The following is a 21056-nucleotide window of genomic DNA, read 5'->3' on the forward strand; positions in this document are numbered from 1 at the left end:
CCGAATATCGCCCGCTCGGAACGACGCTTTCCACGAGTCGGGCCGTGGCCGGCCCCGGTGTGAGTGGGGCGGGCAGCGTGACCAGGCGCGTGGTCGGGGCTCGCCGGAGTGGGCGGGGCTGTCAGGGCTGGACCTGGGTGAAGTGGGCGAGGGCCTGGGTGGGGTCGGGGCTGAGGAGGCGGTCCAGGCCGGCGGTGGTGATCTCCGCCCATCGGTGGGCCCGGGGCCACATGCGGTCCTCGAAGGCGCGGACGGTCGCGTCGAGGTCGTCCGGGCCGGTGGCGATGGACTCGGCGAGTTCGGCGCCCTCGAGCATGGCGAGGTTCGCGCCGGCGCCCAGTGGGGGCATCAGGTGGGCGGCGTCGCCGAGGAGGGTCACGCCGGGGACGTGGGGCCAGGTGTGGTCCACGGGCAGGACGTGGAGGGGGCGGTGGACGAAGGCGGTGCCGTGGCGGAGGAGGTCGAGGACGGGGGCCGCCCAGCCGTCGAACAGGGCGAGCAGGCTTGACCGGACGGCCTCGGTGTCGGCCGGGTCCAGGTGGGCGTGCCAGTCCAGTGGTGCGCGGAACTGGGCGTACACCTTGACGTGGCCGCCGCTGTTGCGCTGGGCGACGAGCTTGCGGTTCACGCCGTACACGGCCACGGAGCCGTGGCCGACCAGCCGGGCGAGGTCGGGGTGGCGGGTGTCGACGTCGTCCAGGGAGGTCTCGACCGAGGTGATGCCCGTGTAGTGCGGCGTCACCGGCGAGACCGCTGGGCGGACCCGGGACCAGGCGCCGTCCGCGCCGACGACGAGGTCGAACTCCTCCTGCCTCCCGTCGGCGCAGTGGACCACCGCGCCGCCTCCGGTTCCCGGCACCACGCGCGTCACGCTGCGCTCCCACTGGACGTCGAGCGGGCCGAGCAGCACGTCGCGGAGTTGCCCGCGGTCGATCTCGGGATTGGCGTGGTCGTCCGGGCGGGGCCGCCAGTCGCGCAGGACGGTTCCGTCCGTGTCCAGGATGCGCATGGCCTGCCCCTCGGGTCGGGACAGCGCCTGGAACTCCGTCAGCAGCCCGGCCTTGTCGAGGGCGAGCTGGCCCATGCCTTCGTGCAGGTCCAGCGTGCCGCCCGGGGGGCGGGCGTCGGGGGAGGGGTCGCGTTCGAGGACGGTGACGGGGTGGTGGTGGCGGTGCAGGACGCGGGCGAAGGCGAGGCCGCCGGGGCCGCTCCCGACGACTGCGATGCGAGGGCTCATGGCGATACATCGTATTGGTGCGGTGCGGTGTATCGCAACGGTACGGTGAGTCCATGACTGTCTGGGACCGGCCGGAGCCGCCGACTCGCCCCGTGCCGCTCGACCGCGAGCGGATCGTCGCCGCCGCGGTCGCGCTCGCCGACGAGGGCGGGCTGGAGGCGGTGTCGCTGCGCAAGGTCGCCGGTCGGCTCGACGCCGGACCGATGCGGCTGTACGGATACATCGCCACCAAGGAGGAGCTGTTCGACCTCATGGTGGACGAGGTCCAGGCCGAGATCCTCCCCGAGGAGCCGCCCGGCGACTGGCGGGAGGCGCTGCGCGGAATCGCCCACGGCACCCGGCGGGCGGCGCTGCGCCACGAATGGCTGGCCGACCTGCTCGGCGGCCGTCCGTCCCTGGGCCCGAACGGCCTCGCCGTGACCGAGGCCAAGCTCGCCGCCCTCGACGGCCTCGCCGACGTGGACACCGTCATGCGCGCGGCGGAGACCGTCGGCGCCTACGTCACCGGTGCGCTCAGACGCGAGATCGCGAACCTGCGGGCCGAGCGCGCCACGGGCCTGTCCAAACGCGACTGGCAGCGCGCCTCCGGCCCGCACGTGACGAGGATGCTGGCCACGGGCCGCTTCCCCGCGCTGACCAGGGCCGTGCACGACGGCACGCACGTGGACGCCGAGACGTCCTTCGCGACCGGTCTGGACTGGGTCCTCGACGCCGTCGCCGCCAAACTCGCCGGGCCGTCCGCCTGATGCGCGGTGCTCCCGCAGCTGAGCGAAGGCGGGGGCGGTGCCGTGGCCCTGCCTAGCCCTGGGCGAACCCGGACAGGTCCGCCAGCATCGCGGCGACGAGCTCGCGGCGGCTGCGGACACCGAACTTGTCGAAGACTCCGGTCAGGTGTTCCTGCACGGTGTTGGCGGAGATGTGCAGCTCGTCGACCACCTGGCGGGTGGAGTAGCCCCGGATGACCAGGGCTGCGACCCGGGTCTGCGCGTCGGTGAGTCCGTGGGCGCTGAGCAGGACCGCACCGAGCTCCGCGGGCCGGGCCGGTTCCACCACCACGCCGATCTGCGGGCCCACCCGGCTGGTGTGCAGGGCGAGCCACCGGCCCGAGCGCCCGCGGACGCGGACGGTGGACGGCACCGGGCCGGAGGCGGCCGCGAGCACGCTGACCGGGAGCAGGCCCGCGTCCTGCCGGTCGCCGTCGGGGAAGTCGGCCAGCCACTGCTCGGCCTCGGGGCTCATGGACACCGTCCTGAGGGCGGAGTCGAGCAGGATCAGCCCCACCCCGTCCGGGCCGGCGGCGGCCGGGGAGTCCAGGGAGGACGGCGCGGCGGTCACCGCGGCGCGCAGGCCGGCCGCCAGCACCGGGGCGACGCGCCGGACGAGGGCGATCTCCTCGCCGGTGAAGCCCGCGGAGGACGCCTCCCGGTGCAGGCAGAGCACGCCCCAGCAGCGGTGCCCGGTGACCAGCGCGGCGCGCAGTTCGTCGCCGAGCCCGAGCGGGGCCATGATCTCCCGGTAGCGGGCGCTGTCCGCCCGGTTGCCCCGGGTGGCCCGGTCCAGGGAGCCGACCGGATCCTTCGCCCGGGCGAGGCCGGCGAACTTGTTGACGTCCGCCCGGCCGAACTCGTTGTCGAGGAACAGGGCCGTCGCGGGACCGAGCGGGTCCTCGGCGGTCGCCGAGGTGAACAGCAGCGTCACCGGATCGACGGTCGCGAACAGGGCCGCCTCCGTCGGAACCACCCGGCGCAGACGGCCCAGGGCCTCCGTGCCCAGCGCGTCGGCGTCCAGCCCGCTGCGGCACCGTCGTTCGATGTCGGCGAGCCGGCGTTCCACCGCCGCACCGGCCACGACCACCACCCTACGCCCGGCTGCCCCGGCCCACCCCCTGCTACGCCGGGCCCGGCACGAGCCCGAGCTGGCGCAGCAGCCCCAGCTCGTCGAGCCGGCCCCAGCGCTCGACGATGCGGCCGTCCCGGAGCCGGAAGATGTTGATGCCGCGGAGCGTGACGGTGCGCCCGGTGGCCGGTGCGCCGAAGATCTCGCCGCGCTGGGCGCCGCTGGCGCTGAAGTGCTCCACGACCAGGTCGTCCTCGGCGACGAGGAAGTCGGGCATCGCGTGCCAGTCCGGGAAGGCGCTGCGGAACAGGGCGGCGGCCCTGCGCATGCCCTCACGGCTGGGGTCGGAGTCGACGGGCGGGTCGTGGTTGAGGAAGTCCTCGGCGAGGTACTCGTCGACCGCGGTGAGGTCTCCCTTGGTGAACAGTGCGTCGATGAAGGCGCGCACGGTCTCCCGGTTGTCCGCGGTTCGGCTGTCGTCCGCGGTTCGGCTTTCGTCTGTGGTTCGGGTGTCGTCTGCGGTTCGGATCTTCTCGATGGCGTCCATGGCCCCAGTCTTCGACGCCGCCCGGGCCCCCGGTACCCCAAAGACCTGGGGTTTCCCGCCAAGCCACGCCACCCGGCGCGGTTGCGCACGGACCGGCCCGCGTCGACCGTTCCGGTCTCCCGGGTGTGAGTAGTCGGCGTACAGCAAGTCCCGGTGAGATGGATCCTGCTGGGCTCGGCCAGTTCGAGGGGGCGTCGGCTCTGCGCGTCGCCCCGGGGATGTACCCCGGATACGCCCCCGGGCCGAGGGCCTGGACGAGGTGACATCCGCCGGCCGACGCGGTGGACCGTGGTCCGTACCTAGCGTCGATCCCATGAAACGCAGTCTCCGTATCAGCGCTGTCACGCCCCTGGCGCTCGTCGCCCTCGTCACCGGAACCGGCGCCGGGTTCGCCGCCACGACCACGCCGCGGGCCGCACCGGTGGCCACGCACGCGTTCGACGCCGCACCAGCCGCGGCCGCAGCGGCGGCGCCCACGCGGACCTTCCAAGGCGCGCTCCCCGCGCCGACCGGCCCCTACGCCGCCGGCGAGGACGTCATCCACCTCACCGACGAGAACCGCCCCGACCCGTGGGTGCCGTCATCCGGCCCCCGCCAACTGACCGTCACGATGATCTACCCGGCCGTCCCCGGGACCGGGACCCCGGCCCCTTACATGACCCCCGCCGAGGCAGCCGGAATCATCGAGCACAGGCACCTGCCGCCGAGCACCGGCATCACCCCGCAGACCCTTTCCGGCGTCACCACCCACGCCTTCGACGGCGCGCGGCCGAAGCGCGGCACGTATCCGCTGGTGGTCCTCTCACCCGCGTACGAGAACCCGCGCATGACGCTCACCTCGCTCGCGACCGAGCTGGCCAGTCACGGCTACGTCGTCGCGCTCGTCGGCCACACCTACGAGGACTTCGGCGAGACGCTTGCGAACGGCCAGACGCCGTCGTGCGCGATCTGCAATGACCCGGCGACGATCGACTCCATCCCCGCCAGCCGTGCACTGGACGTGTCCTTCGTGATCGACCGGTTGACGCGCGGCAACACCGCGTGGCGCCTGGCACACCTCATCGACAAGCACCGGATCGGCATGGCCGGACACTCCATCGGCGGAGCGTCAGCCGCCGCCGCGATGATCGCCGACCCGCGCGTGCGCGCCGGAGTGAACATGGACGGCACCTTCAAACCGGCCCCGGCGCCCGGACAGGTCGACCGGCCGTTCCTCATGCTGGGTGAGGCCGACAGCGACGACGACAACTGGAGGCAGAGCTGGGCCGCGCTCGGCGGCTACAAGAAGTGGCTGACGGTCGTCGGCGCCGACCACTTCAGCTTCACCGACCTGGAGGTGCTTCAGAAGCAGGCCGGGTTCCCGTCGCCGCCCCTCTCCCCGGAACGCGGGGTGGTGATCACCCGCGAGTACGTGACGGCGTTCTTCGACCAGACGCTGAAGGGGATCCACCGTCCGCTGCTGGACGGCCCCTCGCGGGACAATCCGGAAGTACTCTTCCACCGCTAGGTGTCTGGCTCCGCGGTGTGACAAGCGGCCTGGTGGCCCGGGCAGGAGTCTGGTTGCACGGCCTGCCGGAACGCCGGAGGCCCCGGCCTGGATGGCCGGGGCCAGGGCGGCCGTCAGGTGTTGCGGCGTCGGAGGGTTGGGACGCCGAGGTCGTAGGCCATGGAGCCGAGAGCCAGGACGACGAGCGGCCACCCCGCCGGGGAGTCGGCGTGGGCCAACCCGGTCGAGTCGGACTTCGGGCCGCTGAGGCCGTTCACCATCGCCAACTCCAGCCACCCCAACCGCACCGCGCAGACCCGGGCCCTGCACGCCTACCTGCGCCGGCGCAGCGCCAACGCCGGCCACCGCGACGTCCTGGCCGCCGAACGCACAGAACGCGCCCGCACCCGAAGCGAGAAAGGCATCCGCTGGGGCGGACGGCCTCTCAAGAGTGCAGCTTGGTCCGACCTGGCGGACCTGTCGGGCCGCATCACTAGAGTTCGGCCATGAGTGACGACGTTCATCTGACCGCTTCGGCTTCGGATTGGTCGGGGGCGGAAGGGTGGTGGACGGACCTGCCATGGCTGGTGAACGCTGATCCGGAGCGGGTTCTGGGGTTGCTGGCTTCCGATGCGGATCCCGGTGCGCGACTGATGGCTGCCGTTTACCGGGCGTCGGTGGACGTACACCGGGACGTGCCACCGTGGGTGCGGCGGCAGCTGCTGGCCCTGGACGCGGCTCGGTACGGGGACCGGGAGTTGTCGGCACGGATTGCCGCCGTGTCAGTGGAGGATGTCGACACCGAACCGTGGCAGGTGCTGTGGTCCACCGGCGCGCAGAGTGACCCGCACGCCCAGATGAACCCGTCCGGTCACACCGGCGGTGTCGACGCGGTGGTGACAACCTTCTCGGACGGCCGCCACGTCGTGGTCACCGGCAGCAAGGACCAGACGGTCCGGGTGCGGGACCTTGAGACCGGCCAACAGGTCGGCGGGCCCATGAGCGATTTCCACGGCAGGGTGTGGGCGGTGGCGACGGAGGTCGTGGACGGTCGGCCGTGCGTCGTCACGGCCAGCGACTGGGCGGTACTCGCGTGGGACCCGGCCACCCGCCAGCAGACGGGCGAGCTGCCGGGGATCAACGGTCAGGTGTGGTGTCTGGGCACGGCTGTCGTCCAGGGGCGACCGTGTGCGCTCGCCAGCGACGACGACGTGTCGGTGCGGGTCTGGGATCTGGCCAGTGGGGAACAGGTCGGAGAACTCACCGGACACGACGACTTCCTGATGGCCATCGACACGCTGGTGATCGATGACAGGCCCCATGCGGTGGGCTGTATGAGCGGTGGCAAGGTCTGGCAGTGGGACCTGACCACCGGACAACCGGTCGGGGAGCCCCTGCCGGGCCACGACGGCGAGGCGTGGGCGGTCGCGACAGCGGTCGTCGGCGGCAGAGCCCACGCGATCACGGCAGGTCACGACGCCACCGTGCGCGTGTGGGACCTGGTCATGGGACGGGAAGTCGGCAGGCTGGTCGGCCACGAAGGCACCGTGTCCGCGGTGGTGACCGCGGTGATCGGTGGAGAACTCCGGGTCGTCACCGGTGGTTCGGACGGAACGGTGTGCCTGTGGGAGCTGGCCGCCGGGCGGCAGATCGGCCGTGAGCTGGTGTTTCCCGCGCCAGCCATGCGCTGACCGTGACCCCGGAAGGCTCGCTCGTGGTGGGCTTCGGCGGCGACGTCGCGGTCCTGTCCCTGCATGCCGACCCTGACTCCACTGGGCCGTGAGCCGTCGGTGCTGTGACCGGATGGTTGCTGGTTCCGCCCCGGCGATCAGGACAAAACCCAGCCAGCGGCTGCGCAACCCGGCGAACCTACGGTCCGTTCTGTCGGTGGAGGGCAGTTCCCGCCGGGGGCGGGGCCTCGGTGGCCTCGGGCGTTCTCCTGTACGAGGGGCGAGCGTGCGTTCGAGGCCGGTTTCGGACGGGTGCGGGGGCGGGGGCACACCCGTCCGGAACCGGGTCGGGGTCAGGGGTGGGCGGGGGTGGCGGTGATGCGGTCGCGGATGAAGGCGATCACCTCGGCGGCGCGGTCGGTGAGGTAGAAGTGGCCGCCGGGGAAGACCCGGAGGTCGAACGGGCCGGTGGTGTGGGCCTTCCACTCGGCGGTCTCGGGGACGGCCGCGCGGGGGTCCCGGTCGCCGACGAGGGCGGTGACCGGGCAGGACAGCACGGCGTCGGGGCTGCTGCGGTAGCGGCCGACGGCCAGGTAGTCGTTGCGGACGGGCTGCAGGATCATGTCGAGGAGTTCGGCGTCCTCCAGCACGCCGTTGCCGGTGCCGTCGAGGGTGCGGAGGTCGGCGACGATCTCGGCGTCGGTGAGGTCCAGGAGTTCCGTCGAGCCCAGGGAGGGCGACTTACGGCCTGAGACGAACAGATTGGCCGGAGGTCGACCGTCGCGTTCCAGCCGCAGCGCGACCTCGAAGGCCACCAGGGCGCCCATGCTGTGGCCGAAGAGGTCCAGCGGGGTGTCGTGCCACGGGTCGAGGGCCCGGACGATGCCGTCCGCGAGGCGGCCGATGTCGCCGATCCCGGGTTCGAGTCGGCGGTCCTGGCGGCCCGGGTACTGGACGGCGAGCACGTCGATGCCCGGGGCGAGTGCGGCGGAGACGGGGTGGAAGTAGACGGCCGAGCCGCCGGCGTGCGGGAAACAGACGAGCCGTCGGGTGGCCGTGGGGGAGGGGTGGTAGCGGCGGCACCACAGGCCGCTGTCCGCGACGGGGGCAGTCATCGGTGGTCCTTTCGGTTCGGGTGGGGAGGGTGTGACGGGAGCGACGACTTGTCATGTCCCGCGCTTGTCGTGGAGATGGATCAAACCTGCGGTGGATGAATTTCGGGCTTTGACTCGTTCCGGCTCATTCCTCCGGCACATGACGACTGCCTGTTGGCGAGCGGCGGGAGCGGACCATAGATTCACCGGAGATCCGGCCTGCGGCGTCGAGGGGGACGTGCCGCGGCTGTGACCGGGCCGGCGCGTCCGCCGCCCTGGCCCGTCGCCCCGTTCCGTCGCCACGAATCGAGGCCGCCCGTGCAGTTCGGAATGCTCGGCCCGCTGTCCATCCAGGTGGACGGAGCGGAGCGTGAGGTGTCCGCCCCCCGGCAGAGAGTGGTGCTCGCACTCCTCCTGGTCAACGCCAACCGCGTCGTCTCGGTCGACCGGATCGCCGCCGCCGTCTGGGACGGCGGCCCGCCGCCCAGCGCCGCGGCCACCGTCCGCACCTACGTGATGAGACTCCGTCAGGTCCTCGGCGGCCAGGCCGGAAGACGGATCCTCACCCGCGCCCCGGGCTACCAGATCGAACTGGACGAGGACGAGACCGACCTCGGGCGCTTCACCGCGCACCGCAGCCGGGCCGCCGCCCACATCAGGGCCGGAGAACTGGAACGGGCCTCGGCCGAGTACGCCACCGCGCTGTCGCTCTGGCGCGGGGAGCCGCTGGTCGACATCCCCTCCCGCACGCTGCGCGACGTCGAGGGGCGCTACCTCCACGAACTGCGGCTGCAGACGCTGGAATCCCGCCTGGACGTCGACCTCGCCCTGTGCCGGCACGCCGAGATCATGCCCGAGCTCTGGCGCGAGGTCCGGGAGAGCCCGCTGCGCGAGGCCCTGGTCAGCCGGCTGATGCTGGCCCTGTTCCGGGCCGGCCGGCAGTCCGAGGCGCTCGCCCTGTTCCAGCTGACCCGCACCGCCCTGATCGACCAGCTGGGCGCCGAACCGGGGCCCGAGCTGCGGGAGATGCAGCGACGGATCCTGGCCGCCGACGACCCGCTCGCCTCGGCCGCCCCGAAGGCCGACGCCGCCGGGCCGGAACCGCAGCGCCCCGGCGGGTACCGGGCCGAGCCGCGCTGGCCCCGGCCCGCCCAACTGCCGGCCGGCCCGCCCGCGCTGGTGGGCCGGGCCGCGGAGGAGCGCGAGCTCGCCGACCGGCTGCTGGCCGAGGTGCCGCCCGGCGCGACCGCGGCGCCCACCGTGATCACCGGCAGCGGGGGCATCGGCAAGACCGCGCTCGCCCTGCGGGTCGCGCACGGTGTCCGGGACCGGTTCGGCCACGGTCAGCTCTACGCCGACCTCGGCGGGACGGGTGACCCGGCCGAACCCGGCGAGGTGCTCGGCCGCTTCCTCGCCGACCTCGGAGTCCCTGCCGAGGAGATCCCCGCCGACCAGGAACAGGCCGCCCTGCTCTACCGCTCGCTCACCGCCGACCGCCGGGTCCTGGTGGTGCTCGACGACGCGAGCAGCGCGGCCCAGGTCCGCCCGCTGCTCCCCGGCTGTCGGGCCGGCCGGGTGGTCGTCACCAGCCGGCACCGGCTCGCCGACCTGGACGGCGCGCGCACCATCGCCCTGGCACCGCTGGACGAGCCGGCCTCCCTGGACCTGCTCGGCTCCATCGTCGGCCGCCGGCGCGTCGAGGCCGAGCCGCACGCGGCCCGCGCCGTCGTCCGCCGGTGTTCCGGCCTTCCGCTCGCCGTCCGCATCGTCGGCGCCCGCTACCTGGGCCGTCCGAACTGGGACCTCGGCCGGCTGGCCGCCCGGCTGGCCCGCTCCGCGCACCTGCTGGACGAGCTGCGGGTCGGCGACCTCGGCGTCCGGGTCGGACTGGAGAGCGGCTACCGGAGCCTGCAGGGCGACTCCCGGGACCGGCCGGCCCTGCCCGACCCGGCCGCCGTCTTCCGGATGCTGGGCGCCATCGGTGCCGAACACACCGACGCCGGCATCGTCGCGGGCCTGCTGGACTGCCAGGTCGACACCGCGGAGGCCGTCCTGGAGGCCCTCGCCGACGCCCACCTGCTGCACGACCGCGGCTGCGGCCGCTACCACCTGGACCACCTGCTGCGCGCCTACGCCCGGGAGCGGGCCGAGGCCGAGGACCCGCCCGAGCGCCGGACGGAGACCCTGCGCCGGCTGCTCAGCGGCTACCTGCGGATGGCCGAGGACTCGCTCGCCCCGCCCGGCGGCCAGGGCACGGTGGGCCGGGTGCACGGCCCGGCGCTCGGCCCCTGGGAACCGCACCCCACCACCGTGGACTGGTGGCACGCCGAGCAGGCCAACCTCAGGTCCGCGCTGGAGCTGGCCGCCACCGCCGGGCTCAACCCGGTCGGCCACCGGCTGCGGTCGATGCTCGGCCGGACCGTCGGCAGCGCGACGTAGTGCCGCCCGGTCGGCGGCCCGGTGCCGTGCCGGAGCGTCGGCACCACGGTGCGGGGCCGGACCGCGGGCAGGGCGACGCGCCCCGAGGACCAGCAGTCCGGACCCGCACGAGCACCCCAGCCAGGACGACAGCCACAACGAGCACCCCGGACAAGGAGAGCCATGGCCCAGCAGGTGACACCCACGCAGGAACTCTTCGACTACATCAGGCGGAACTCGCTCAGGGACGACCCGCTGCTGGCCGCGCTGCGGGCCGAGACCGCCGAGCTGCCGGGCGGCGAGGCCCTGCAGGTGATGGCCGAGGAAGGACAACTGCTCGCTCTCCTGGTGGGGTTGACCGGTGCCCGGGCGATCCTGGAGATCGGCACCTACACCGGTTACAGCACGCTCTGCATGGCTCGCGCCCTGCCGCCCGGCGGGGAGCTGGTGACCTGTGACATCACCGACCGCTGGCCCGACATCGGAGCCGTCTACTGGGAGCAGGCCAAGGTCGCCGACCGGATCGACCTGCGGATCGGCGACGCCGTCGAGACGCTGGCTACGCTCCGGGCCGAACGCGGACCGGAGTCCTTCGACCTGGTGTTCGTCGACGCCGACAAGGCCAACTACCTGCGCTACTACGAGGAGTCGCTGCCGCTGCTGCGGCCCGGCGGCCTGCTGGTGGTGGACAACACGCTGTACTTCGGGCGGGTCGCCGATCCGGCCGCACAGGACCAGGACACCCTCGGCGTCCGGGAGCTGAACGCCGCGCTGCACACCGACGACCGGGTGGACATCTCGCTGCTGGCCGTCGCCGACGGCATCACGCTGGTCCGCAAGAAGCCGTGAGCCCGGGGTGCCGGGCGGCGACCCCCGACGGGGCCGTCCGCCCGGCACCGCAGCGCCCGGCACCGCGCCGCCCGGCTGCACGGCGGTCAGGGCGCGGTCGCCCGGTCGCCCGCGGTGCGCACGGCGGCGAGGTCCGGCGCGATCAGGCGGACCGTCGGCGAACCGGGACGCGACGAGGGCACCAGGTGCAGCACCTGCACACCGCCCTCGGCCCCCGCGGCCGGAGCCCCCGTCGGGTCCGGAGCTCCTGCCGGGTCCGGAGCTCCTGCCGGGTCCGAAGCCCCCGCGGCCGGAGCCCCCGCCGCGTCCGGAGCCTCCCCGGCCCGCTGCGCGGCGCCCCCGGTGCATCCGCAGTCCTGCTCCTCGAACCCGGCGAAGCGGTACGCGATCTCCATCATCCGGTTGCGCTCGGTGGCCCGGAAGTCCGCCGTCAGATGGACCCCGGCGGCGGCCGCCCGGTCGATCAGCCAGTCCAGCACCGTCGTGCCCGCCCCGAAGCTGACCACCCGGCAGGAGGTGGCGAGCAGCTTGAGGTGCCAGCGGTGCGGCAGCCGCTCGACCAGCAGCACGCCGACCGCGCCGTGCGGCCCGAAGCGGTCGGCCATGCTGGCCACCAGCACCTCGTGGTCGGGATCGGTGAGCAGCTCGCGCAGCCGCCGGTCCGAGTAGTGCACACCGGTCGCGTTCATCTGGCTGGTGCGCAGGGTGAGTTCCTCGACCCGGGAGATGTCCTCCCCGGTGGCCCGGCCGATCCGCAGCTCCAGCTCCAGCGAGCGCAGGAACTCCGCGTCCGGGGCTTCGGAGTTGGCCCGTTCCTCGTCCCGGCGGAAGCCGGCCTGGTACATCTCCCGGCGCCGCCGGGCGTCCGCGGTGACCACCGCGGGGCTGAAATCCGGCAGCTCCGCCAGCTGCGCGGCCTCCTCGGCCGGGTAGCAGCGCACCTCGGGCAGGTGGAAGGCGACCTCGGCGCGCTCGGCGGCGCGGTCGTCCACGAAGGCGATGGTCCCCGGGGCGAACCGCAGCCGCTCCGCGATCCGCCGCACCGACTCCGACTTCGTCCCCCAGCCGATCTGCGGCAGCACGAAGTACTCGGCGAGGCCGAGCTGTTCGAGCTTCGCCCAGGCCAGGTCGTGGTCGTTCTTGCTGGCCACCGACTGCAGGATGCCGCGGGCGTCCAGCTCGACCACGACCCGGCGGATCCCCTCCGCCAGCTCCACCTCGCCGTCCTCCAGCAGGGTGCCCCGCCAGAGCGTGTCGTCCAGGTCCCAGACCAGGCACTTGACGGTCTCGACGATCGGTGCGCTCACCCTTCCTCCCCCCTCGGTGCGACGGCCAGCGCGTGGTCGGCCAGCAGCAGCCGGCACAGCTCGCTGCTGCCCTCGATGATCTCCATCAGCTTGGCGTCGCGGTACGCCCGCGCCGCGACCCCGCCGTCCCGGGCGCCGGCCGAGGCCAGCACCTGCACGGCGGTCGCCGCGGCCCGGGCGGACTGCTCCGAGGCGACCTGCTTGGCCAGCACGGTGGCGATGACCTGCTCGGCCGAGCCGGCGTCCCAGCAGCGCGAGGCGTGCTCGCAGACCCGGGTCGCGACCTGCTCCGCGACCAGCAGGTCGGCCAGGTGCCCGGCCACCAGCTGGTGCCGGCCGATCGGCTGCCCGAACTGCTCGCGGGTGGCGGCGTGCCGGGACGCCGCCTCCAGACAGGCCCGCAGGATCCCGACGCAGCCCCAGGCCACCGACATCCGGCCGTACGCCAGGGCGGTCGTCACCAGCAGGGGCAGCGGCAGCGCCGACCCGCCGAGCAGCCGCCCGGCGGGCAGCCGCACCCCGTCCAGCCGGACGTCGGCGTGGCCGGCCGCCCGGCAGCCCATCGGGTCGGCGACCGGCTCCACGTGCACCCCCGGCGCGTCCGCGGGCACTAGGACGGCGGCGGCGCCGTCCTCGTAGCGGCCGAACACCACCAGCAGGTCGGCGTAGCGGGCCGCGGTCATCCACCGCTTGTGCCCGTCCACCACCAGTTCGTCGCCGCTGCGCCGGACGGTGGTGGCCATCGCCGCGAGGTCGCTGCCCGCCCCGGTCTCGCTGAAGCCGACCGCCGCCAGCCGGCCCGAGGCGAGGTCGGGCAGCCAGGCGCGCTGCTGCTCGGGCAGCCCGAAGCGCTGCACCGTCCAGGCCGCCATGCCCTGTGAGGTCTGCACGCTGCGCACCGAGCTGCACAGCCGGCCGGTCCCGGCGGTGAGTTCGCCGTTCTGCAGGCTGCTCAGGCCGAGCCCGCCGAAGGCCTCAGGGAGCTGGGCGCACAGCACGCCGGCGGCGCCCAGCTCGCGCAGCAGCGGCAGCGGGAGGACTCCGGCGAGGTCCCACCCGCCGGCCCGGTCGCCGATCCGGTCGCGGACCGTGGCGGCCGCGGTGGCCAGGGCGTCAGCCATGCTGCGCCCCGGCGGCCTGCTGGAGACGGCGGACCATCGCGGTCATCACCGTGACGGTGCGGAAGTTCTCCAGGCGCAGGTTGGCGCCGCGGATGCTGATGCCGAAGGACTTCTCCAGGTGCACCACCAGCTCCATGGCGAACAGCGAGGACTGCCCGCCGTCGCCGAACAGGTCGGTGTCGGGCAGCCAGGACGTCCTGGTCCGGGACTCCAGGAAGCGCAGCAGCTCCTTCTGCACGGTCTCGTCGTCGGTGGGCCCGAGCGGGCCGGGGTTCGTGTTGGCAGCGGCGGTCATCGCATGTCCTCCTCGTAGGTGTAGAAGCCCGCGCCGCTCTTGCGGCCGAGCGTGCCCGCGCGGACCTTGTCCAGCAGCAGGTCGCAGGGGCGGCAGCTCTCGTCGCCGGTGCGTTCCAGCAGCACCAGGAGCGAGTCGACCAGGTTGTCGATGCCGATCAGGTCGGCGGTGCGCAGCGGCCCGGTCGGGTGGCCGAGACAGCCCTGCATGAGGGCGTCCACCGCCTCGACGCTCGCGGTGCCCTGCTGGACCACCCGCGCGGCCGTGTTGATCATCGGGTGCAGGATGCGGCTGGTGACGAAGCCGGGGGAGTCCCGGACCACCACCCGCTCGCGGCCGAGGGCGCCGAGCAGGTCGTCGACGGCGGCCATCGCGGCGTCCCCGGTCCGGGCGCCGCGGACCACCTCGACCGTCCTGATCAGGCTCGGCGGGTTCATGAAGTGGGTGCCGAGCAGGTCGGCCGGGCGGGCCACGGCGTCGGCCAGCTCGTCGATCGGGATGGACGAGGTGTTGGAGATCAGCAGCGTCCCCGGGCGGACGGCCGCCGAGACCTCGGCGAGCAACCGGGCCTTGAGCGCGGCGTCCTCGGTGACCGCCTCGATCACGGCGCTCGCCCCGGCGACGTGCTGCGCCGACCCGGTGGTCAGCAGGGTGCCCGGTTCGGTGTCGGCGGGCAGCCGGCCCATCAGCTGGGCCAGCCGCAGGCCGTCCGCGATCCCGTGCTCCGCCCGGGCCAGCTGGTCCGGGTCGGTGTCGACCAGGGTGACGGAGACGCCGTGGCCCAGCGCCAGGGTGCTGATGCCGGTGCCCATCACCCCCGCTCCCAGGACGACCAGCCGCTCGGTGGGCCGTGGTGTCGACGTCATGCGCCCTTCCCCTCTTCGTTGCCGGTGCCGGCGAGGACGGCGTCCAGCCAGTCCTGCACGGTCTTGCCGGTGGTCTCCACGTGTTCCTCCATCAGCGACCAGTGGTCGCCCGGGACGTCCAGCACGGTGTGCGCGCCGGGCCAGGACGCCCGCCAGTCGACGGTGCTGTCCGGCGCCGGCTCGGCCAGCGGGCTGGACGCCCGGACCAGCAGCACCGGGGCCCCGATCGCGGGCGGCCGCCAGTCGTCCAGCAGCTGGAAGTAGCGGCCCATCGCGGTCAGCCGGGCGCCGTCCATCGGCGCGGCCCGGTCCTCGCGTTCGAACATGCCGCCGACCAGGACGTCCTCGAACTGCGTCATCGCGGCGTCCCCCGACAGGTAGGTGTCCAGCAGGACGACGGCCGCCGCCGGTGTGCCCAGCTCCTCGAGCCGGGCCGCCACCGCGTGGGCCAGGGTGCCGCCGGAGGACGAGCCGAGCAGGACGGGTGGCCGGCCCCCGGCCGCCGCCAGCGCCGCCGCGGCCTGGAAGTCGACCAGCGCGGCCATCCGGTCCGGCAGCGGTTCGGCGGCCGCGAACCCGGGCGCGTCCAGGGCGCTGACGCCGTGCCGGCCGCGGAACAGCGCGGCGAAGCGGGCGTACTGGTGCGCGCCGCCGAGCGCCACGATCGAGCCGAAGCAGACCAGCTCCGGCCGGGCCGGGGGGGCCTGCGGCGGTTCGACCAGCCGCAGCGGCGCCGGGCCGTCGCCGGAGGCCAGCAGCGCCTCGCCGGAGGAGAACGCCGGGCGCAGCGCCGCGGCGGTGCCGAGCAGGGCGATCCCGGTGTCGATCCGGCCCTGTGCGCAGGCCTGCCGGAACAGCGCCGCGACCGGGTCGGTGCCGCCGGCCGTCCGGTCGGCGGAGGGCTCGTCCCCGTGCCGGGTGTCCCGCTGCGGCCCGCCGTCGGCCAGGGCGTCCAGCAGGCGCCTGGCCAGCCGCTCCGGGGTGCCCGCCTCGAAGACCAGGGTGGGGCGCAGCCGCAGGCTGGTCGCGTCGGCGAGGCGGTTGCGCAGCTCGACCGCGGTCAGCGAGTCGAAGCCCATGGCCAGGAAGGCCGTCCCGGTGGACACCGCGTCCGCGTCCGGGTGGCCGAGCACCGCGGCCGCCCGGCGCCGCACCAGGTCGAGCAGCAGGGCCGCCCGCTCCGGCCCGTCGGCCCGGGCGAGCCGTCGGCGGAGCTCTTCGCCGTCCTCGCGGCTGCCGCCCGCCGTCGTGCCCGCGCCGCCGGGTACGGGCCGCACCAGGGCCCGCAGCAGGGGCGGGACGGGACCGTCGGCGGCCGACGGCAGTTCCAGGCGCACCGGGACGGCCGTGGTGGCGGCGCCGCCCAGCGCGGCGTCGAACAGGGCGAGCGCCTCGTCGGTGGGCAGCGCGCCCGCTCCGGCGCGGGCGATCCGCTCCAGCTCGGGCCCGGCCAGGTCGGCGGTGAGCGTGCTGCGCTGCTCCCACAGGCCCCAGGCCAGCGACCGGCCGGGCAGTCCCTGCCGGCGGCGCAGGGCCATCAGTGCGTCCAGGGAGGCGTTGGCGGCCGCGTAGGAGGCCTGGCCGGGGCTGCCGAAGACGCCGGCGGCCGAGGAGAAGACGACGAAGGCGGTGAGCCCGGCGTCCGCGGTCAGCTCGTGCAGCAGGCGGGCGCCCTCCAGCTTCGGGCCGAGGACGGTGGCCAGCCGCTGCGGGGTGAGCGACTCCAGGACGCCGTCGTCCAGGACCGCGGCGGTGTGCACCACCGCGCGCAGCGGGTGGTCGTCCGGGACGCCGGCCAGCACCTCGGCCAGGCGCCGGCGGTCCGTCACGTCGCAGGCCGCCACCGTGACCTCGGCGCCCGCGGCGGTGAGTTCGGCGACCAGCTCCGGCAGGCCCGGGGCGTCGGCGCCCCGGCGGCCGAGCAGCAGCAGGTGGCGGACACCGTGTTCGGCGACGAGGTGCCGGGCGACCAGCCCGGCCAGGGTGCCGCCCCCGCCGGTGAGCAGCACCGTGCCGGCCGGGTCGAAGCGCTCGGCGGCGGGCGCCTTCGGCCCGGGGGCGGCGGCTCGCACCAGCCGGGGGGCGGACAGCACGCCGCCGCGCACGGCGAGCTGCGGCTCCGCGCCGTCGAGGGCGGTGGCCAGGGCTGCGGCCGTCCCGGCGGGCCCGTCGGTGTCCAGCAGGACGAACCGGCCCGGGTGTTCGAGCTGGGCGCTGCGCAGCAGCCCCCAGACGGCCGCGCCGGCGAGGTCCACCGGGTCGGCCGTGCCGTGGTCGACGGCGCCGCGGGTGAGCACCACCAGCGGGGCGGCGGCGGCCGGGTCGGCGAGGTGCTCCTGCACGGCGGTGAGCACCCGGCCCACCGCCGCGAGCAGCTCCGCGGGCGCGGCGTCGGGCGCCACCGGCGGGCAGGGCAGCAGCGTCAGCTGCGGTGCCGCGGCCACCGGCCCGTCCGGCAGCAGCCCGGCCGCGGTGTCGTCCACCGGCCCGGCCGCGGTGTCGTCCACCGGCCCGGCCGTCGCCCAGCGCGGGACGGGCGCGGGGGTGGCGGCGACCCGCGTCCAGGCCAGTTCGAACATCGACCGGGACGGGGTCCGCAGCGTGTCGAAGGAGGCGGTGCGCATCACCAGCGAGCCGACCTCGGCCACCGGCCGACCGGCCGGGTCGGTGATCCGCACCGACACGGCGTCCGCGCCGTCCGGGGCCAGCCGGACCCGGAGCACCGGCTCCTCGCTGCGGGTGACGCTCACCCGTTGCCAGGAGAACGGCAGCGGCACTCCGCCCGCCTCGGCGCCCGGCCGGTCCGCGCGCAGACCGACGGTCTGCAGGGCGGCGTCCAGCAGGGCCGGGTGGACGGCGAAGCCGGCCTGCGGCGCGACCGGGCCGGGCAGGGCGACCTCGGCGAACACCTCGTCCCCGCGCCGCCAGGCGGCCCGCAGCCCGCGGAACGCGGGCCCGTAGTCGATGCCCCGGGCCTCGAAGCCGCGGTAGCAGTCGTCGACGGGCAGGGCGACGGCGCCGACCGGCGGCCAGGCGCCCCGGTCCGGTTCGTCGGCCTGCGCCCGGGCCCGTTCGGTAGTCGGTCCGTCTGCCGGGTCGTCGGTCGGGTCGTCGACGGGCTCGCCGGCCGGGGCGAGCAGGCCGCCCGCGTGCCGCCGCCACGGCCCTGCGGCGCCGTCCTCGGCCCGGGAGTGCAACTCCACCGGGCGGCGCCCCTGCCCGTCCGGACCACCCACCGTGAGCCGCAGTTGCACGGCGCCGCCCTGGTCCGGCAGCACCAGCGGCGCGGCCAGCGTCAGCTCCTCCACCAGCGGGCAGCCCAGCCGGGCGCCGACCGAGGCGGCCAGCTCCAGGTAGGCGACGCCCGGCAGCAGCACGGTGCCCGAGACGGCGTGGTCGGCCAGCCACGGCTGCGTCGCCAGGGACAGCCGCCCGGTGCACAGCACCCCCTCGCCGTCGGGCTGTTCGACCAGCGCGGTGAGCAGCGGGTGCCCGAGCGCGAGCTGCCCGGCGGAGGCCGGGTCGCCGCCGGCCGGCGGCGCGTCCAGCCAGTAGCGCTGCCGCTGGAACGGGTACGTCGGCAGCGCGAGGGGTCGGGCCGGCAGGTCGGCGAAGACCGGCCGCCAGTCGACCGCCAGGCCCTGCACGTGTGCCTCGGCGAGGGCCAGCAGCAGCCGGCGGGGCCCGCCGTCGCCCTGCCGGAGGGTGGCGAGCACCACGGCCTCGTCGGCGGCCGCGTCCGCCATGGCGTCCTCGATGCCGAAGGTGAGCGTCGGGTGCGGGCTGACCTCGAGGAAGGTGCGGTGCCCGGCGGTCAGCAGCTCCTGCACGGCGGCGTGGAAGCGGACGGTGCCGCGCAGGTTGCGGAACCAGTAGTCCCGGGTGAGGTCGCCGGCCCGGACCGGGCCGCCGTCCACGGTGGAGACCATCGGGACGGTCCCGGCCCGCGGCACGATCCCGTCGAGGTCGGCGTGCAGCCCCTCCCGCAGCGCGTCCACGGCGGCCGAGTGCGAGGCGTAGTCGACGGGCATCCGCCAGGTCAGCACACCCTCCTCGCCGAGCTCCTGCTGGAGGCGGTCGACCGGCCCGGCCTCGCCCGCGACCACCGCCACCCGGGGGCCGTTCACCGCGGCGAGCGACACCGCGCCCCCGTACGGGGCCAGCCGGGCGGCCAGCTCCTCGGCGGGCAGCATCACCGTCGCCATGGCGCTGTCGCCGCCCGTCCCGGCCAGGGCCCGGCTGCGCAGCGCCACCACCCGGGCCGCGTCCTCCAGCGACAGCAGCCCGGCCACGCAGGCGGCCGCCACCTCGCCCTGGCTGTGGCCGACCACGGCGGCCGGGCGCACCCCGTGCGCGATCCACACCGCGGCCAGCGACACCATGACGGAGAACAGCACGGGCTGGAGCACCTCGACCCGTTCCAGCGGGTCCCCGGTGCGCAGCGCGGCCGTCACCGACCAGTCCAGGTACGGCTCCATGGCCCGCTCGCAGTCGGCCATCCGGGCCGCGAACTCCGGTGAGGAGTCGAGCAGTTCGGCCGCCATGCCGGGCCACTGGGCGCCCATGCCGGGGAAGACGAACACCGGGCGGCGGGAGCCCTGGGGGGCGGTGCCCCGGACGGCGGCGGGAGCGGCGTCGTCCTCGGCGAGCGCGGCCAGGGCCGCCAGCAGCTCGGCCCGGTCCTCACCCACCAGCACCGCCCGCTCGGCGAAGGCCGGGCGCCCGAGGGCCAGCGCCCGGCCGACGGCCCGCGTGCCCTCGGCGGCGCTTCCCTCGGCGGAGGTTCCGTCGGGGTCTCCGCCGAGCCGGGCGTGCAGGCGGGCGGCCTGCGCACGGAGGGCGGCCGGGGTGCGGGCCGACAGCAACCAGGCGGCCGGTCCGTCGGTCCGTGCCGGGTCAGGCCCGGTCTCCCCGTCGGCGGAGGGCGGGCAGGACTCCAGCACCACGTGGGCGTTGGTGCCGCTGGCACCGAAGGAGGAGACGCCGGCCCGCCGCGGGCGGCCGGTCTCCGGCCACGGCCGGGCCTCGGTGAGCAGTTCCACCGCCCCGTCCGACCAGTCCACCTGGGTGGAAGCCCGGTCCAGGTGCAGGCTCTTCGGCAGCACCCCGTGCGCCATCGCCAGCACCGTCTTGATCACCCCGCCGACGCCGGCGGCGGCCTGGGTGTGCGTCAGGTTGGACTTGAGCGAGCCGAGCAGCAGCGGCCGGTCGGCGGGGCGGTCCTGCCCGTAGGTGGCGAGGATCGCCTGGGCCTCGATCGGGTCGCCGAGTCGGGTGCCGGTGCCGTGCGCCTCGACGGCGTCGACGTCGGCGGCGGTGAGTCCGGCGTCGGCGAGGGCGGCCCGGATGACGCGCTGCTGGGAGGGGCCGTTGGGTGCGGTGAGCCCGTTGCTGGCGCCGTCCTGGTTGACGGCGCAGCCGCGCACCAGGGCCAGCACCGGGTGCCCGTGGCGGCGGGCGTCGGAGAGCCGCTCCAGCAGCAGCAGGCCGACGCCCTCGCCGAACCCGGCGCCGTCCGCGCTGTCCGCGAAGGACTTGCAGCGCCCGTCCGGCGCCAGCCCGCGCTGCCGGCTGAACCCCACGTACAGGCCGGGCGTCGACATCACCGTCACCCCGCCCGCCAGCGCCAGCCCGATCTCGCCGGCCCGCAGCGCCTGGCAGGCCAGGTGGATCGCCACCAGCGAGGACGAGCAGGCGGTGTCCAGGGTCACCGCCGGGCCCTCCAGGCCCAGCGTGTACGCCACCCGCCCGGAGGCGATGCTCGGGACGCTGCCGGTGCCGAGGAAGCCCTCCAGTTCCGCCGGGATGCTGGTCAGCCGGGCCGAGTACTCGTTGTACATCACGCCCGCGTACACCCCGGTGGCGCTGCCGCGCAGCGACAGCGGGTCGATGCCCGCCCGCTCCACGGCCTCCCAGGCCGTCTCCAGCAGCAGCCGCTGCTGCGGGTCCATCGCCAGTGCCTCGCGCGGCGAGATCCCGAAGAAGCCCGGGTCGAACTCGGCGGCGTCGTGCAGGAACCCGCCGTGCCGGGTGTAGAAGGTGCCGGGCGCGTCCGGGTCCGGGTCGAACAGCCCCTCGACGTCCCAGCCCCGGTCGGCCGGGAAGCCGGTCACCGCGTCCCGTCCGTCCAGCAGCAGCTCCCACAGGTCCTCCGGGGAGCGCACGCCGCCGGGGAAGCGGCAGCTCATCGCGACGATCGCGACGGGCTCCGCGGCCCGTTCGGCGAGCGCCCGGTTCTCCTCCCGCAGCCGTTCGTTGGCGAGCAGCGACGCCCGCAGGGCCTCGACCACCTGGTCGGTGTGCATGGTGCTCCGTTCGGTCTCCGGCAGG

Annotated in this window: 14 protein-coding genes and 1 pseudogene; 6 read left to right on the forward strand and 9 right to left on the reverse strand. The window is 75.1% G+C overall.

Features of this window, described 5'->3' with window-relative positions; genetic code table 11:
- Positions 1 to 121: 121 nt before the first annotated feature.
- On the reverse strand, positions 122 to 1237 hold the full coding sequence (locus ACIRS1_RS21540) for an FAD-dependent oxidoreductase (protein ID WP_402842185.1): 1116 nt from the start codon (positions 1235 to 1237) through the stop codon (positions 122 to 124).
- Between the two features lie 53 nt (positions 1238 to 1290).
- Here ACIRS1_RS21540 and ACIRS1_RS21545 point away from each other — a divergent pair, with 53 nt between their 5' ends.
- Positions 1291 to 1983, forward strand: a complete 693-nt coding sequence (locus ACIRS1_RS21545; protein WP_402842187.1) for a TetR/AcrR family transcriptional regulator C-terminal domain-containing protein — start codon at positions 1291 to 1293, stop codon at positions 1981 to 1983.
- A gap of 52 nt (positions 1984 to 2035) precedes the next feature.
- Here ACIRS1_RS21545 and ACIRS1_RS21550 read toward each other — a convergent pair whose 3' ends face one another.
- Entirely contained in the window at positions 2036 to 3085 is a 1050-nt protein-coding gene (locus ACIRS1_RS21550) for a LuxR C-terminal-related transcriptional regulator (RefSeq protein ID WP_402842190.1), read from the reverse strand.
- 40 nt (positions 3086 to 3125) lie between these two features.
- Positions 3126 to 3521: an ester cyclase gene (locus ACIRS1_RS21555; protein WP_402842192.1), complete on the reverse strand. Its 396-nt coding sequence runs from the start codon at positions 3519 to 3521 to the stop codon at positions 3126 to 3128.
- Between the two features lie 412 nt (positions 3522 to 3933).
- Between ACIRS1_RS21555 and ACIRS1_RS21560 the strand changes: the two genes are divergently transcribed.
- The 3 genes and pseudogenes from ACIRS1_RS21560 (at position 3934) to ACIRS1_RS21570 (ending at position 6797) form a co-directional block, all read left to right on the forward strand.
- Positions 3934 to 5127, forward strand: coding sequence for an alpha/beta hydrolase family protein (locus ACIRS1_RS21560; protein WP_402842194.1), 1194 nt, complete (start codon positions 3934 to 3936; stop codon positions 5125 to 5127).
- 204 nt (positions 5128 to 5331) lie between these two features.
- Positions 5332 to 5616 (forward strand): annotated as a pseudogene (locus ACIRS1_RS21565) (hypothetical protein); the annotation flags it as partial.
- Positions 5613 to 6797, forward strand: coding sequence for a hypothetical protein (locus tag ACIRS1_RS21570; protein ID WP_402842197.1), 1185 nt, complete (start codon positions 5613 to 5615; stop codon positions 6795 to 6797). The pseudogene ACIRS1_RS21565 and the gene ACIRS1_RS21570, both read left to right, overlap by 4 nt.
- A 332-nt stretch (positions 6798 to 7129) precedes the next feature.
- On the opposite strand, the gene ACIRS1_RS21575 is transcribed toward ACIRS1_RS21570, so the two are convergent.
- The gene (locus tag ACIRS1_RS21575) at positions 7130 to 7891 is read right to left on the reverse strand and encodes a thioesterase II family protein (protein ID WP_402842199.1); all 762 of its coding nucleotides are present in this window, start codon (positions 7889 to 7891) and stop codon (positions 7130 to 7132) included.
- Positions 7892 to 8188: 297 nt separating this feature from the next.
- Between ACIRS1_RS21575 and ACIRS1_RS21580 the strand changes: the two genes are divergently transcribed.
- Positions 8189 to 10309 (forward strand): BTAD domain-containing putative transcriptional regulator, encoded by a 2121-nt coding sequence (locus ACIRS1_RS21580; RefSeq protein ID WP_402842201.1) that lies wholly within the window; start codon positions 8189 to 8191, stop codon positions 10307 to 10309.
- A 162-nt stretch (positions 10310 to 10471) separates the two neighbouring features.
- On the forward strand, positions 10472 to 11137 hold the full coding sequence (locus ACIRS1_RS21585) for a class I SAM-dependent methyltransferase (RefSeq protein WP_360216390.1): 666 nt from the start codon (positions 10472 to 10474) through the stop codon (positions 11135 to 11137).
- Positions 11138 to 11223: 86 nt separating this feature from the next.
- Here ACIRS1_RS21585 and ACIRS1_RS21590 read toward each other — a convergent pair whose 3' ends face one another.
- Genes ACIRS1_RS21590 through ACIRS1_RS21610 form a run of 5 tightly spaced genes read right to left on the reverse strand, consistent with a single transcriptional unit; the run spans position 11224 to position 21031 of the window.
- The gene (locus ACIRS1_RS21590) at positions 11224 to 12432 is read right to left on the reverse strand and encodes an HAD-IIIC family phosphatase (RefSeq protein WP_402842250.1); all 1209 of its coding nucleotides are present in this window, start codon (positions 12430 to 12432) and stop codon (positions 11224 to 11226) included.
- A gap of 8 nt (positions 12433 to 12440) precedes the next feature.
- Positions 12441 to 13565, reverse strand: coding sequence for an acyl-CoA dehydrogenase family protein (locus tag ACIRS1_RS21595; RefSeq protein WP_402842204.1), 1125 nt, complete (start codon positions 13563 to 13565; stop codon positions 12441 to 12443).
- Positions 13558 to 13860 carry an acyl carrier protein gene (locus tag ACIRS1_RS21600; protein ID WP_360222780.1) on the reverse strand — a complete coding sequence of 101 codons (303 nt, stop codon included), beginning with the start codon at positions 13858 to 13860 and terminating at the stop codon, positions 13558 to 13560. Before ACIRS1_RS21600 ends, ACIRS1_RS21595 begins: the two co-directional genes overlap by 8 nt.
- Positions 13857 to 14726, reverse strand: a complete 870-nt coding sequence (locus tag ACIRS1_RS21605) for a 3-hydroxyacyl-CoA dehydrogenase family protein (protein ID WP_402842208.1) — start codon at positions 14724 to 14726, stop codon at positions 13857 to 13859. The genes ACIRS1_RS21600 and ACIRS1_RS21605 overlap by 4 nt, the downstream gene beginning before the upstream one ends.
- A complete protein-coding gene (locus ACIRS1_RS21610; RefSeq protein WP_402842211.1) occupies positions 14723 to 21031 on the reverse strand; it encodes a type I polyketide synthase in 6309 nt (2102 codons plus the stop codon). Before ACIRS1_RS21610 ends, ACIRS1_RS21605 begins: the two co-directional genes overlap by 4 nt.
- Positions 21032 to 21056 lie beyond the last annotated feature (25 nt).

This window comes from Kitasatospora sp. NPDC101176, from assembly GCF_044768035.1.
In the GTDB taxonomy this organism is placed as follows: domain Bacteria; phylum Actinomycetota; class Actinomycetes; order Streptomycetales; family Streptomycetaceae; genus Kitasatospora.